Raw genomic sequence first — 14642 nt, 5'->3', positions numbered from 1 at the left:
GGCCATGACATAATCAATGGCGTAATTGCTGGATTGCGCTTCGATTGTCGCCCCGTCTTTGGAAAACGCCATTGAAGTGACAGAGCTTGCGACGGTTGTGGTTTGGTTCGTCGCCATCTCGCCGTTTATGGTCATGTGTTGTTGGGATGCTTGGCCAAATACCTCGGAGGTGACCTGAAAAGATAACCCCTCACGTAATTGCGTAGGCAGGTTCATCAGGTCAATGCCAGTGGCAGGGATCGCCAGTGTGTTGCTGTATTCCATACTATCCATAGTCATAGCAAAGGTGGATTCAACATTGCCGGTAATTGCATCTTTGCCGGTAAAAATGCCGTTCGCAGCCACCGCGCCATAAGAAATGTTCTGGGAAACCCGAAGCAACGTGCCCGAAGCAATCGTGGCCTCGCTTGCAATATCATCCATTGTGAAGTTGAACTTTAGGTCAAAGTCTGTGTCTTGCACATCCAGCCCCGTGACGTTCAGGCTGGTTACCTCTATTTCCGCGCTGCCTATTTCGGATATGACGGTAAATTCGTCAGGGTCACCCGAAACATGTGCGCTGTAGTCTTTGATCCGGTAATCCATTGTTGCGGTGGCAAAGATATCATTTGGCAGGGTCAGCGCCATTGCCATCGGCATGTTGTCGGGGACTTTGATATCAACCGTGCCATCGCTATTCTCGATCAGATCGAAACCCGTTGTGGTGATGGTGATTGATCCCAGTTCAAACGGAAAGTCCGCTGATAATTTCAGATCACTAATACTCAGCCGGTTGCCCGATTGGGCCTTGGTTGCGTTTACGTCCATCCCGAAGGCCTGATATAGGGATGTAAAGCTGTCCCAAACGTCATTTGCGCTGACTGCAGCCAGCGTGGGCGTGGCCATGCATGTGACAAGGGCGGTCGTGGTGCCAAGGCGGGCAAGATGAGTCATGGGAAAACCTTTTACTGTGGGTATGAATATAGCCTACTTCAGGCGTTTGCCGTTGGCCAGAACTTGGCCATCGCCGGTAACTTCAAGGTCGGAAATCAGCGTGTCGTCGCCATCGCCTGCAATGGTGAACAGGCTTAGCGCCATGCGAACGCCCATTGCCTCGTCTGCGGGCATCAGGCCCATCTCGATCAAGGTGTCGATCAACGCATTGCCGCCGGTTAGCTTCAGATTCATCGTGCCGGTCGGGGCAGGAACACCGTCGAATGTTTCCAGATCATCGTTGTTAAAGGTGAAATCACCAGCGCCTGTCAGGTTGATGCCTGCGCCCGTTACTTGCAGTGCGTTCAGGGTCAGGGCGTGCAGCTCGCCTTTGATCGCGGTGTTCTTGGCCTCTTCGGATTCAGCATCCATGACGTCAATCAGCCAGTTGCCCATACCGGTCATATCCAGATTAACCGTTGCGGGGGCGTGTGATAGCAGCGTGGTTGGGTCAATCAGGCGCCACAAATCCTCGCCCACCCAGAGGTCGGCAATTTTATATTGGATGGTGAAGGGTGCGGGTGTGGTCGATTTGTTGACCGGCGCTATCGTATTAAAAGATGTTTCACCTATCGAAAATTCGACAGTGGGAATAGGGATACCGCCGATTTTTGCCGCCATTTTCGTGTCAATAGCGCTGCCGCCATAGCGTATAATTTCGCGGTCCAGCGCAAGAGACATCCCGCCAGACGCAACAGACATTGTGCCGGAAACCGGTTGATCATCTTCTGGAACTGACAACGCACTGCTGATTGCCCCGTGGGTAAGGTCGGCACTGAGGGCAAATCCTGCCTCAAGGGCGGCGGGCATTTGTTCTGGGCCCATACCGATAGGGACGGTGACGACGACAGCTTGCTTGATGTCGGCGATTGAGGCCGCAAGGGTCACATCCATATCTTCCTCGCTATCGGCAACACTGAAATCGAGGGATATGGCACCTAGGGCCAGTTTTTGGATCACATCAATCAGGCCATCGGATTTAGAACCAAACGAAAATTCTAGGCTGCCGTCGCTAGAGGTAAGCGTGGCCTCTGCCGCTTCGTTGTCGTCAGCAAAAGAGAAATAGCTGTTGATTGATCCGTAGCCACCGCCGAAATTAAAGATGATACCGGCGTCTAGCAGTTCGGTTGGTGCGTCAGTTTTCAGGTTTGTGGGGATGACGAAATCGGTATTGCCGTGCAGATCGGTAAATGATCCGTTCCAGACATAGGCTTTGCCTGGCTCGCCGGGTTCTTTCACGTCCATATCATAGGCGAACTCTCCGATGGTGAAATCAGACAGTATCTCATCAAAATCACCTAATTTCACAAGCGAGGTGCCGGACACCGCCTTTAGGGTCAGGTCGATCTTTGCGTTTTCGACAGGCTCGCCCTTGTCTAGCATTTCAGTCAGGGTGAGCGAGATTTCGTCAGCTTGAATGCTGTTCATGATAGCATCAGGCGAGCCGCTGACGATATGGGACAGGCCGACTTGATGTTGGTTGAATGCAAAGGTAATTTCACCGCTCTTGAATGTAACGGGTGTGTCCGTTGCTATAATGACTTCGACGGAGCCATCACCTCGATTGCGATAGCCAATCGGACCTAAAGCCATAGTGGTAGGTCCTCGGCCTTCGTCAAACTCCTTAGAAAGGATCAATTTGTTGATGGTCAGGATGTCGCCTGACATTTCCTCCTCAAACTGCAATTCATAACCGGCATCTGATAATCTGTCATGCCAGCCATCCCAAACTTCTTTTGCCGTAATTTCAGCAAAGGCTGGGGTGGTGGCGATCAGAGTGGCAAGGGCGGTGCTGGTGCAAAGCTGTGTCAGGCGGGTCATACAATTACTTTCGTTCCGGATGAATTCCAGCCAGTTTCAACCGATGCGCCGCCAATATCAAGCCGAAACGAAAATGGGCCGCGAGGGGATGTCCTTCGCGGCCCATTCGAAAAATTGTGTTTAGGTTACTTCAGGCGTTGGCCGTTGGCCAGGATTGACCCGTCGCCATTGACTTCGATTTTCGAGGTCAGCGTATCGTCGCCATCGCCAACAACCGCGAACAGACCCATCATCATGCGGGCTCCCATGGCTTGATCTTCGGGCAGAAGGCCCATTTTAACCAAGTTGTCCATCAGGCCATTGCCGCCCGTGAGTTTCAGGTCCAGCGCGCCTGTCGGGGCAGGCAGGCCATCAAAGGTTTCCAGATCGTCGTTGTTAAAGGTGAATGCTCCAGCACCCGTCAGATCGGCCCCGGCCACTTTCACTTGCAATGCTTTCAAAGTCAGCGCGTGCAGTTGGCCCGGAATGTCGGTATTCATGGCCTCATCGCTTGTTGGGTCCATGATGTCGACCAGCCAATTGGCTTTGCCGTCAAGTTCCAGATTGATCGTGGCCGGATCGCGCGACAGGATGGTGCCTGGATCGATCATGTTCCAGATGCCGTCACTAACAGTAAAGTCACCCAGTTTGACGGTCATGCCAAAATCTGCGGGTGCGTCGGATTTATTGACAGGCATCAGTAGGTTGAACACGCTTTCGGCGATGGTGATATCAACAGGGAATGGAAAATCAGAGCTGGTGAACGACGCTTTGGTGCCCACAGCTGTCCCGCCGTAGTTAATGCTATCGCGGTCCATGCCGAAATTTAGATTGCCCGAGTCGGATGTAGATGACCCCGTCACCTCGGTGCCGCTATCGGTCGAGGAAAATTCGTATCCGCCTGCACCCCAAGTCAACCCGCCTTTGGCAGCAAAACCAGCCGTCAATGCGGCGGCGAACTGTTCAAAGTCCACACCATTCGGGATCATGCTGTCGGAGTTGCCTTTGAAATCAGCGATAGAGCCTTTGACAGCCATTGCGAAAGACCCGCCGTCAGGTTCCTTGATTGCGAAGTCATATGTCAGCATGTCGGTGGCAAATGCCTGAACCATGTGGCGAATGTTGCCTGTGGTGCTGACGGTGCTGCCGGATAAATTGGTCAGGATCACATCAAGCTTGGCGTCATCCACCTTGTCGCCTTCAATCATCAGATCAGCGATAGAAATACCCATTTGTGCGGCAGAATAAGTATAGGTCATTTCCGCAGCCGAGCCACTGACGACCATCGACATATCGGACAGGTTGTAGTTCATCGTAACCGAAAACTGGTCATCGGCGCTGATTGCCACCGGCATGGTTTCCGGCATCATGACAGCCACAGTTCCGTCGCCCTGACCTTTGAAGGTCAATGTGCCAAAGCTGACTTTAACAGTGCCTCCGTCCTCGGGGAGGGGCATTGCAATGATCAGGTCATTGACGGTTACAGTGTCGCCAGATGCTTCATCTTGGGATGTGATTTCATAGCCAAAACCGGCTATGTAATCATGCCAATCTTGCCAGACTTCTGTAGCGGTAACTTCGGCAAATGTTGCCGTGCTCCCTAATAAAGTGATAATTGCGGCGGAACCACCAATTGATTTCCAGTTTGTCATGACGAACCCTTCGTAGTTAAAATAATGACTTGGCGTATAAGTGTACGCGAAACGTGCTGTATTCAAGTGCAAGATGGCACTATTCATGATGTGAAGAGTGTTTTAGCCTGATATCATCATGAGGGATAGATAAATGGACGAAATAACCGGAAAGATGGTATTAATAACGGGGGCGAGCCGCGGAATAGGGGCGGCTGCTGCGCGGGAATTTGCCGATGCGGGGGCCAATGTGGTGCTTTTGGCGCGGTCCGGGACCGCAATCAATGATCTGGCGGCGGACATTGGGCCATCAGCATTGGCAATAACCTGCGATGTCAGCCGGTATGGCGATGTTGAAACAGCGATGCATACTGCCGTTGCCAAATTCGGCACACTGGATGTGGTGATCAACAATGCCGGTGTGATTGAACCGATTTCGGCTCTTGTCACCTCGGACCCCGATGCGTGGGGCCAAGCGATCGATATCAACCTGAAGGGTGTCTATTACGGTATGCGGGCGGCAATGCCGATCATGCAGGCGGCGGGTGGTGGCACGATCATCACTATCAGTTCCGGCGCGGCCCATAACGCGCTTGAAGGGTGGAGCCATTATTGTTCTTCCAAGGCAGGGGCGGCGATGCTGACCATGTGCGCCCACAAGGAAGGCGCGGGTGCGGGCATTCGCGCGATGGGCCTATCGCCTGGCACCGTTGCCACCGAAATGCAGCGCGAGATCAAGGCGTCTGGGATTAATCCGGTCAGCGCGATGGAGTGGGAAGACCACATCCCACCTGAATGGGTGGCCAAAGCCATGATGTGGATGTGCACGGCAGATTCGGATGAATATCTGGGGCAGGAAATTGCCCTGCGAGACGAAGATGTCCGCGCGCGGCTGGGGCTGGTCTGAATGATTGACCTGAACAAGGACGGCGGGCTGTGGACGGTGACGATCCGCCGTCCCGACAAGGCCAATTCCCTGACCAAGGACATGCTGGAGCAATTGGCGGATATTGCCGAGGCTGCTGCTGATGCAAAGGTGCTGGTGATCACGGGCGAGGGCCGTGTGTTCAGCGCTGGCGCCGATCTGGATGAGGCCCGCGCGGGGCTGGCGACTGATCCGGTGTGGGAACGGTTATCGGGCGCTGTTGCCGCCGCCCCCTGCCTGACCATCGCGGTCTTGAACGGCACATTGGCGGGCGGGGCGTTTGGCATGGCCTTGGCCTGCGATTTGCGCATCGCGGTGCCCACGGCCAAGTTTTTCTATCCGGTGATGAAGCTCGGCTTTTTGCCACAACCCTCCGACCCTGTGCGTATGCGCGCCCTGATCGGCCCCGCCCGCACAAAACTGGTGCTGATGGCGGGTCAAAAGATCACGGCACAGGAGGCGCTGAATTTTGGGCTGGTGGATCGGTTGGTTGAAGGTGATAAGATGGCGGTTACGATCACGGAATTGATCGCAGATGTGCTGGTGGCAAAACCAGATGTGTTAAACGGCATCAAAGAAATGTGTAGTGGTTAGGAGCGTTCAATGGACGGGCAACCCGAGATTATCCAAAAGGCGATAGGTTATTTTAATCAGGGCTGGGAATTGGCTCAAGGTTGGTTGCTTAGTCCTGCCGCATGGTCACAATTCGGCCTGCTGATCGCGGCATTCCTATTGGCTTTGCTGGTCAGTCGCAAACTATCGCCGATCCTGACAAAGGCTATAACGCCCGCAGAGGAACAGACATCCTACATCGCCCAAACACGCCGGTTTGTGCTGATCTTCTTGCCGCTGTTGCTACCATTGTTGGCCTATGTGTTCACCGGATTGGGTGAACAGATCACCCGCTCGATCTTTGGCTCGGGCGCGGTCATTGCTTTTGGTAAACGGGTGTTCCTGTTCTTGGCCGCTCGCGCCTTGGTGCGCGATATCGTCAAGGACAGCTTCTTGAAATTACTGGGAAAATACATCCTGATCCCGGCGATGGCGCTTTATGCGCTGGGCGTTCTGGATGATGTCACAGCTTATCTTACGGCAACAACTGTGTCGCTTGGCAACATCTCGTTTTCCGCAATGGCACTTGTGCGCGGCGTGATTGCAGGCAGCCTGCTGTTCTGGTTTGGCCGCTGGTCGAATGACCAGAGCGCCGCCTATATCGGCAAGCAGGATGAAATGCGACCAGCCACGCGGCAACTGGCGGTCAAAACCGCCGAGATCGCGATTTTCGGCGTCGCGTTTTTGATGTTGATGAACATCATGGGGATCAACCTGTCGACCCTTGCGGTGCTAGGCGGCGCGATTGGTGTGGGGCTTGGGTTTGGTCTGCAAAAGATCGCCTCGAACTTTATCTCGGGTGTTATTCTGCTGCTTGAAGGTCAGGCCACCGTTGGCGATTATGTCGAGCTGGATGGCGGTGAATCCGGCACTATTATCAAGATGCTGGCACGCGCGACGATCCTTGAATCCTATGACGGGCGCTGGATTGTGGTGCCCAACGAGGACTTTATCACAACCCGGGTTGTGAACTATTCCGACAGTGGATCAGCCAACCGGTACGAGGCACCGTTTAGCGTGTCCTATGACACCGACATCAACAAAATTCCCGCCATTGTCGAGGCGGCCGTGGCCAAGCACAAAGACATTTTGAGCAAACCTTATCCACCGGATTGCGAGCTGCGCGGATTTGGTGACAGCGGCATAGATTTTGCGGTGGAATTCTGGGTCAACGGGATTGATGACGGGGATAATAAATACACATCCGACGTTCTGTTTCTGGTCTGGAATGCGCTGAAAGAAAACGGTATCCAGATTCCTTACCCGCACCGTGTGATCGAGATCAAAGGCGGGATGCCAAGTGCCTGATGCGTTGGTGATTGGGGCTGGTCCCGCGGGGCTGATGGCGGCCGAGGAACTGGCGCGATCCGGACGCCAAGTCATTGTTATTGATGCAAAACCATCGGTGGGACGCAAGTTTCTGATGGCGGGGAAATCGGGGTTGAACCTGACCAAGGACGAGCCGTTTGAAGCGCTGCTCTCGCGGTATGGCGCGGCATCTGTTCCTTTGCAGGGTATCCTGAAAGAGTTTGACGCAGACGCGGTTCAAAACTGGGCACGGGGCTTGGGCCAAGAGGTGTTCACGGGGTCCAGCGGGCAGGTATTTCCAAAGACAATGAAAACCTCGCCGCTGTTGCGGGCGTGGCTGATCCGGTTGAATGAAATGGGTGTCGAGTTTCGCACCCGCTGGCGCTGGATTGGCTGGGGGGACGGGTTTGAATTTGAAACCCCCGAGGGCGTTCAATCGCTCATGCCCAAGGTCTGTGTATTGGCTCTGGGCGGGACCAGTTGGGCGCGGTTGGGGTCAGACGGGGCGTGGGCGGATTTGCTGGCTGCCAAGGGGGTGGAACTGGCTGCGTTCCAGCCTGCGAACATGGGGTTTTGCGTGGACTGGTCGCCTTATATGGCCAAGCATTTTGGCGTGCCTGTTAAAGGTATTGCGCTGATAACAAATGACAATTCCGTGCGCGGAGAATTTGTGATCTCGCGACGCGGGGTCGAGGGAAGCGGTATATATGCGGTGTCCAAAGCGATGCGCGACGGGGCGGCATTGATGCTAGATCTGTTGCCGGACTGGAGCGTGGACAGGGTGCGGGAGCAGCTGGCCAGACCACGCGGCAAAACCACCGTGATGAACCATATGCGTAAGGCGTTGAAGCTGGATGCGGTCAAGCTGGCCTTGCTACAAGAGTTCGCGCGGCCCTTGCCAAATGATGCCGCTGAGTTGGCCAAAGTGATCAAGGCGCTGCCGGTCGAACACAGCGGTCCGCGCCCGATGGACGAAGCGATTTCAACGGCGGGCGGGGTGGCTTTTGCTGGCCTGACCGACGGGTTGGAATTGAAGGCTGTGCCATCGGTTTTTTGCGCGGGCGAAATGCTGGATTGGGAGGCCCCGACGGGAGGCTATTTGATCACCGGATGTCTGGCCACAGGAAGGTGGGCGGGGCGGGCGGCGGCAGAGGTTGCGAATCAATAGGTAAACAAGGGGTTTAGGGCGAAATTTGGGATATGAAAATCATATGAATTCCATATGAATCGCATATGAGGAATTTTGCTAAATCCTGTGCTTAACGCAGCGTTCGGTAGCCTATAGCGGCAAAGGCGCAGTTTGGCGCATTGAGGAGCGCAGGGCAGCATTTCGTAGCCATTCCAGCAATCGGGGCGCGGTTTCGACCCGCACCACTTTCATGCCACGCAGTTGTGCAATGTCCAATGCGGCGGCCAAACTCAGAGTGGTGAAATCCCACCGGTCAGAGGGTGTGAAAACCTCGTCGAAATGCGCCTCGATCCATGCCAGAATTTGTGTAACTCTATGGGTTTCATAATCCAGAACGACTTGTGAGGGGCATCGGCGGGCCGTGCATTCTCCCGTAGCCAAACGGCAATGCTGTCAAGTAGGCCGGTGGCGATGTTGCGCTGGGTTTGTTTCGATGGGGCTTCATGCGCCAGCCATCTGGGCGTGTCTAATAGGCTATCAATATAGTGGCAGATATCGCGGGTGTCTGCGATTAACGGCTGTCGCCGTGAACCAGCGTTGGCACACGTGCAAGCGGGGTGGTCTGAAAGAGGCTGGTTTTGGCGTCACGGGTTTGAGCCGAAATAAAGTCTGTTTTACCGGCAAGACCCGCGTCAATGATCGCCACTCGCGCGATGCGGGCATAGGGAGAGTTGGGGGTGTAGTAGAGGTGGATCATTTTAGGCATCCTTTGTGCGGGCGGTTAAAGGGCCGGAAGGATTTTTGAAAAATCCTTGGTAAAATTCTTTGGAAGAATTTTGGGGCTATCGCGCGGCGAGCATTGCCAGTCGAACCAATGTGCGTTCCATTACTGCCATGGCGGGGGCGCGGCTGGTTGAACGCAGTTGCAGGTCTGTGTCCGTTAACATGGTCAGGGCGATTTCCAGTTTGCGCGATCCCCATTGCTGTAATTGGCGCTGCATCCGGTCGCGGCGCGGGCCGAACACAGGCGGACGTAAGCCGCCGATGCCCGAGGGGTTATTGGCCGCCGCATAAAGGATGCGAAAATGGCGGGTGGCGCCGATGCACAACCCGACAGGTTGCACGCCTTGGCTTGCCAGTTTGCTGATGATTGGCCCGACTTCGCCCTTGCGCCCCTCGGCGACGATGTTCAGCACATCATCCAACGCCGCCTCGGTCGAGGTGGGGGCGCAGGCGGTGATGTCTTCGACTGATAAAGGTGTGGCGTCATTCAGTTTATAGAGGCTGATTTTCTCGATAACCTGACGGAAATCACCTGGCCCGATGTCGCGCGACAAGGAAACCAGTGCGCCCATTGCGTCGGGCGGGATGTTCACCAGACCACCCTTGGCAAGGTCTGCTTCGATCTCGGATTTTGAAGGCGGGTCATCGTAGATGCCAGCCGCGTAGGCGTTGTTATGCGCCTCGAATGCTTTGCGAAGTGCGGAGCGTGCATTGAGCTGTTTTGCGGTGACGATAATTTGCGCATCGCCCTCGCGCCAGTCGTTTAGGGCCGCCGCGATGACCTTGGCTAACCCGTCGGCCGCATCCTCGACAAAGGCGACGCGAGGGCCGGGGAAGAACCCTTGCGAGGTGATTGCGTCCATCAACAGGGCAGGATCCGAGCGCAGGTCCGAGGCCGGAATGCGGGTCAGGCGCATTTCTTCTTCGCCGGTTTTGCCGACCAGCGCCTTGATTATCTGTTGGCGTTTCAGGGCCACGCGCATGGCGTCACCGCCGTAAATCAAGATGCCAGTGCGTTTTGGGTCGGGTTTGGCGAAATATCCGGATGCTTCGCGCGGGGACAGCTTCATTGGGCCCAGCCACCCGAGGTGGCGATCAAACGGTTGGTGATCTGGTCGGCCAGAATGATCATCAGACGGGCGTGGGCGCTGCGTTGGGCGGTCAGGGTGCTGACGGTGTTGCCGGTGGCCGAGTAGCTGGTGAAATTGTCGACTGTGCCGGAATGGATGACGGTCCCCGTGCCAGTGTTGCGCACCGCGTAATTGACCGCACCCAGCACGTTATAACGGGTGATTTCCTGCGCGGGTGTGATGCCAAGATCATCTTCGGTTAAGGTCAGGGTGTAGGACAGCGCGTATTGCGCTGCTTGGGGTTGGCCAAGCCGTTCCTCGAGCCTGCGCACGAGGTTAAAACCGTTTTGGGTGTTAGGTGCGTCCACTTCGATGCTGCCGCGCAAGTTGGCGGCGGGTCCGGTTGGCCCATAAGCGGGCTGAAAGCCGCAAGCCCCCAGTGCTGCGAGCGACAGGATCAGGGTTCTGCGTGTGATTTTGTTATTAAATGACGACATTCACAATCCGGCCCGGCACAACGATTACCTTTTTGGGCGACCCACCGTCGAGCGCCTTGATCACAGCTTTGTCCGCCAGCGCGATTTTTTCAACCTCTTCCTTTGGCATGTCTGCGGGAACGGCGATTTGTGACCGACGTTTGCCGTTGATCTGGATCGGCAAGGTTACGGTGTCATTGACCAGCATCGCGGGGTCGGCCACTGGCCAAGCGGCCTGTGTGATCAACCCTTCACCGCCTTGGTGTGCCCAGATGGCCTCGGATAGATGCGGGGTGAAGGGGGACATCAACTGGGCCAGCACTTTGATGGCCTGTTTTTGCGCAGGCTGGCTCGCGTCTGATTTTGACAGGGTGTTGGCGAAGGCATAGATTTTGGCGATCGAGGTGTTGAAGGCAAAGCCCTCGATGCCAGCTGTCACATCATGGATGGTGTGGTGCATGGCGCGCAGCAGATCGTCGTCATCTTTGGCCGAGCCCTCACTGATTTTGCTGATGCGGTCGCACAGGCCCCAGACGCGGGTCAGGAATTTATGCGAGGCTTCGGCACCGGATGCGGTCCATTCCACATCGCGTTCAGGCGGGGAATCGGACAGCACGAACCAGCGGGCGGTGTCGGCGCCGTAGGCGTCAATAATCGACACCGGATCGACCACGTTTTTCTTGGATTTCGACATTTTCGCCGAGGGGATGATTTTTAGCGGCTCATTGGTGGCCTTGACGGTTTTGGTTTCTAAATCAACGTCTTCGGGCAGGTGATAGACAGGGCGGCCTTTGTCGTCCTCGGTTTGGTAAATCTCGTGCGTTACCATGCCTTGGGTGAACAGGGCATTGAACGGCTCGTTGGTGCCTTGGGGCAGGTGGCCGGTGATGTTCATGGCGCGGGCGAAGAAGCGGGAGTAGAGCAGGTGCAGGATCGCGTGTTCAACCCCGCCGATGTATTGATCGACATTCATCCAGTAGGCGGCGTCGTCCAGATCGGTAGGGGTTTTGGCATGTGGTGAGGTGAAACGGGCGTAATACCATGAGGAATCGACGAAGGTATCCATGGTGTCGGTTTCACGCTGGGCTGGTTTGCCACAAGACGGGCAAGGCACATCGCGCCATGTCGGGTGGCGGTCCAGCGGGTTTCCGGGGATGTCGAATGTGACATCATAGGGCAGCTCGACCGGCAGGTTTTCCTTTTTCTCGGGCACCACGCCGCAGTCGTCACAATGCACCACAGGGATTGGGCAGCCCCAGTAGCGTTGGCGTGACAGGCCCCAGTCACGCAGGCGGTATTGCACTTTGCCTTTGCCCAGTCCCTTTGCCTCGAACCAGTCAATCGTCGCCTCGACACCTTCGGCGCTGCTGACATCCGCAAGGCCCGCGAAATGCTCGATATAGGAGACGAGTTCGGTTTTTGGCGGCACCAAGGCCTCATTACCCACATCGGTATCATCGCCAAGCTGATAAAACGCGTTGGCCACGGGCAGGTCATACTTGCGGGCGAAATCCAGATCGCGTTGGTCGTGGGCCGGACAGCCAAACACTGCGCCGGTGCCGTAATCCATCAGCACAAAGTTACCGACCCAAACCGGCAGATCGCGGTCTGGATAGACGGGATGTTTGACCGTCAGACCGGTGTCAAAGCCCTTCTTTTCCGCCTTTTCCATCGCCGCCTCGGTGGTGTCCATGCGGCGGCACTCGTTATTAAACGCCACCAGTTCAGGATTGTCCGCCTCAAGTTCCTTGGCGACAGGGTGATCCGGTGAAATCGCAATAAAGCTGGCGCCGCGCATGGTGTCGGGGCGGGTTGAATAGCAGATGATGTCGTCGCCACCGTCGCGGCGCTCAAAGTGGATATCAATGCCGCGCGATTTGCCGATCCAGTTGGCCTGCATAATACGGACTTTTTCGGGCCAGTTTTCCAAACCATCAAGGGCGGTCAGCAATTCCTCGCTAAAATCCGAGATTTTGAAGAACCATTGGGTCAGCTCGCGCCGCTCGACCACAGCATTCGAGCGCCAACCCTTGCCGTCAATCACCTGTTCATTGGCCAGAACGGTCATATCGACCGGATCCCAGTTCACCGTGGCTTTCTTGCGGTAAATCAATTCCTTAGCCAGCATATCAATGAACATCGCCTGCTGCTGGCCGTAATATTCAGGGTCACAAGTGGCAAATTCGCGGGACCAGTCGATGGACAGGCCCAGTGGCTTCATTTGTGCCCGCATGTCTTTGATATTGGCGTATGTCCAGTCTTTTGGATGGCCACCGATGGCCATCGCCGCGTTTTCAGCCGGCATGCCGAAGGCGTCCCAGCCCATTGGGTGCAGGATGTTGTGGCCCGTCGCCATTTTATAGCGCGCGATCACGTCGCCCATGGTGTAGTTACGCACATGTCCCATGTGGATACGGCCGGACGGGTAGGGAAACATCTCCAGCACATAGTATTTTGGTCTGGTTTCATCGCGCTTGGCTTTGAAAACCTCGTGTTTATCCCACGCGGCCTGCCATTTTGCTTCGATTTCATTCGCGGTGTAGCGGGACATATCTATCGCATCCTTGATGTGAAAACGCCGGACGATCAGCCCGGCGTGGTATTATTATAGTGTTGCCGTGCCGGTGTTTAGAATTTGCCGTCCCGTATCCGCAGTTGGCGGGCGCGGGTCAGGATCGCGTCTTCAATGGCGCGAACCGTATCGGCGCTGGCCACACCGCCACGGGTGCGCAGCGCAATATTCAGCGAACGGGCGTCAAGTGCCGGATCTTGCACGTAAATCGTCGCCTTATAGGCACGGCCACCGCCGGGCGGGGTGCCGTATCCGGTGACAATGATCCCCGTGAAAGGGTCTGCGGCCTCGATAGGCAAGAAATTCAGCACCTCAAGCGATGCATTCCAGATGTATTTATTCACTTTTACAGTGGTGTTCGGGTCGTCTTTGTTGCCCAGAAGGTCCCAGACGGTCGAGCGTTTCGGTTCTTCTACCTTTGGCGCAGCTTTGGCATTGGCACTGCCGCCTGACCCAGATGAGCCGCCCCCTGATCCTATAGAGCCGCTGCCCAGCTGACTGCCGCCGCCACATGCGGATAGAGCGAAAATAGCTGAAATCGCTATGATTCCGGTGATTTTTTGCCCAAATGTCATTTCTGCTGCCCCAAATCTGTTGTCTCTCTCTAGTAACCAAGGCTTATGGGGCGGGCAAGGCTTTTTGGGCTGTAACAACACACTATATATATAGGCCGATTGTCGCTCACCAAACTGTGGCAAAGCTGCATCATGCGCGGGCGCATTGTTTTCAAAGGTTTGGCGAATCTTGCAAATGAAGCCGTTAAGCGCGAGACATCTAGCATACTCAATTCGGATTTCCCTGAATTGAGGTGCACCTTTTAACACAACGAGGGAAAACGAAATGAAAAAAGTTCTTCTTACAACAACTGCAATGGTTGCCTTTGCTGGCGTCGCTTCTGCAGAAGTTTCTCTGTCCGGTTATGCCGAAATGGGTATTGCTGGCGGTTCCGGTATGGAAACAGTCTTCCACAACGACATCGACATTAAATTCAGCCTGTCCGGTGAAACCGACAATGGCCTGACATTTGGTGCCACAATCGATCTGGACGAAGTTACCAACAACCGTGGTGCCGCAGCTTTTGCCGACATCAACAACGGCATTCCAGCCCAAGGCAATGATGCATCTGTCTTCGTCTCTGGTGGTTTTGGTACAGTCACATTGGGTGACACCGATGGTGCGTTTGACTGGTCGATGCAAGAAGTTGGTATTGGCTCGGCTCTGACCGATGATCACACAGCGCACGCTGGTTTTAACTCCAACAGCGGTTTTGACGGTGGTAATCGTCTTGTAAATCAAGCTTCTGGTCAAGTTCTGCGTTATAACAACACTTTCGGTGATTTCGGCGTAGCTTTGTCTGCTGAGAT

The 14642-nt window shown here is 55.2% G+C and carries 14 protein-coding genes; 5 read left to right on the top strand and 9 right to left on the bottom strand.

All coding sequences use genetic code 11. From position 1 onward, the window contains the following. From ACWB12_RS14620 to ACWB12_RS14610, 3 genes are all read right to left on the bottom strand, one after another. On the bottom strand, positions 1 to 933 hold a 933-nt coding region (locus ACWB12_RS14620), incomplete at its 3' end, for a hypothetical protein (protein ID WP_479530828.1). 33 nt (positions 934 to 966) lie between these two features. After that, a complete protein-coding gene (locus ACWB12_RS14615) occupies positions 967 to 2793 on the bottom strand; it encodes a hypothetical protein (RefSeq protein WP_479530827.1) in 1827 nt (608 codons plus the stop codon). Positions 2794 to 2918: 125 nt separating this feature from the next. Then, complete coding sequence (locus ACWB12_RS14610; protein ID WP_479530826.1) at positions 2919 to 4424, bottom strand: DUF2125 domain-containing protein; 1506 nt, start codon at positions 4422 to 4424, stop codon at positions 2919 to 2921. Positions 4425 to 4557: 133 nt separating this feature from the next. Between ACWB12_RS14610 and ACWB12_RS14605 the strand changes: the two genes are divergently transcribed. The 4 genes from ACWB12_RS14605 to ACWB12_RS14590 are packed head-to-tail and all read left to right on the top strand — an operon-like array spanning position 4558 to position 8416. Beyond that, entirely contained in the window at positions 4558 to 5310 is a 753-nt protein-coding gene (locus tag ACWB12_RS14605) for an SDR family oxidoreductase (protein ID WP_479530825.1), read from the top strand. After that, entirely contained in the window at positions 5311 to 5922 is a 612-nt protein-coding gene (locus ACWB12_RS14600; protein WP_479530824.1) for an enoyl-CoA hydratase/isomerase family protein, read from the top strand. 9 nt (positions 5923 to 5931) lie between these two features. Then, on the top strand, positions 5932 to 7248 hold the full coding sequence (locus tag ACWB12_RS14595) for a mechanosensitive ion channel family protein (protein WP_479530823.1): 1317 nt from the start codon (positions 5932 to 5934) through the stop codon (positions 7246 to 7248). Then, positions 7241 to 8416: a TIGR03862 family flavoprotein gene (locus ACWB12_RS14590; RefSeq protein ID WP_479530822.1), complete on the top strand. Its 1176-nt coding sequence runs from the start codon at positions 7241 to 7243 to the stop codon at positions 8414 to 8416. The genes ACWB12_RS14595 and ACWB12_RS14590 overlap by 8 nt, the downstream gene beginning before the upstream one ends. Before the next feature lie 111 nt (positions 8417 to 8527). Here ACWB12_RS14590 and ACWB12_RS14585 read toward each other — a convergent pair whose 3' ends face one another. From ACWB12_RS14585 to ACWB12_RS14560, 6 genes are all read right to left on the bottom strand, one after another. Then, on the bottom strand, positions 8528 to 8818 hold the full coding sequence (locus tag ACWB12_RS14585; RefSeq protein WP_479530821.1) for a glutathione S-transferase family protein: 291 nt from the start codon (positions 8816 to 8818) through the stop codon (positions 8528 to 8530). Between the two features lie 130 nt (positions 8819 to 8948). Then, entirely contained in the window at positions 8949 to 9134 is a 186-nt protein-coding gene (locus ACWB12_RS14580) for a thioredoxin domain-containing protein (protein ID WP_479530820.1), read from the bottom strand. An 85-nt stretch (positions 9135 to 9219) separates the two neighbouring features. Continuing rightward, entirely contained in the window at positions 9220 to 10230 is a 1011-nt protein-coding gene (gene holA / locus ACWB12_RS14575) for a DNA polymerase III subunit delta (RefSeq protein ID WP_479530819.1), read from the bottom strand. Further along, positions 10227 to 10727 (bottom strand): LPS assembly lipoprotein LptE, encoded by a 501-nt coding sequence (gene lptE / locus ACWB12_RS14570; RefSeq protein ID WP_479530818.1) that lies wholly within the window; start codon positions 10725 to 10727, stop codon positions 10227 to 10229. Before lptE ends, holA begins: the two co-directional genes overlap by 4 nt. After that, complete coding sequence (gene leuS, locus ACWB12_RS14565; RefSeq protein WP_479530817.1) at positions 10714 to 13257, bottom strand: leucine--tRNA ligase; 2544 nt, start codon at positions 13255 to 13257, stop codon at positions 10714 to 10716. The genes lptE and leuS overlap by 14 nt, the downstream gene beginning before the upstream one ends. A 77-nt stretch (positions 13258 to 13334) precedes the next feature. Continuing rightward, positions 13335 to 13853 carry a DUF3576 domain-containing protein gene (locus ACWB12_RS14560; protein ID WP_479530816.1) on the bottom strand — a complete coding sequence of 173 codons (519 nt, stop codon included), beginning with the start codon at positions 13851 to 13853 and terminating at the stop codon, positions 13335 to 13337. A 265-nt stretch (positions 13854 to 14118) separates the two neighbouring features. Between ACWB12_RS14560 and ACWB12_RS14555 the strand changes: the two genes are divergently transcribed. Next, on the top strand, positions 14119 to 14642 hold a 524-nt coding region (locus ACWB12_RS14555; protein WP_479530815.1), incomplete at its 3' end, for a porin.

The organism is Profundibacter sp., assembly GCF_056498605.1.
The sequence above is the reverse complement of the archived record's forward strand: the minus strand, read 5'-3'. Positions and strand labels throughout refer to the sequence as shown.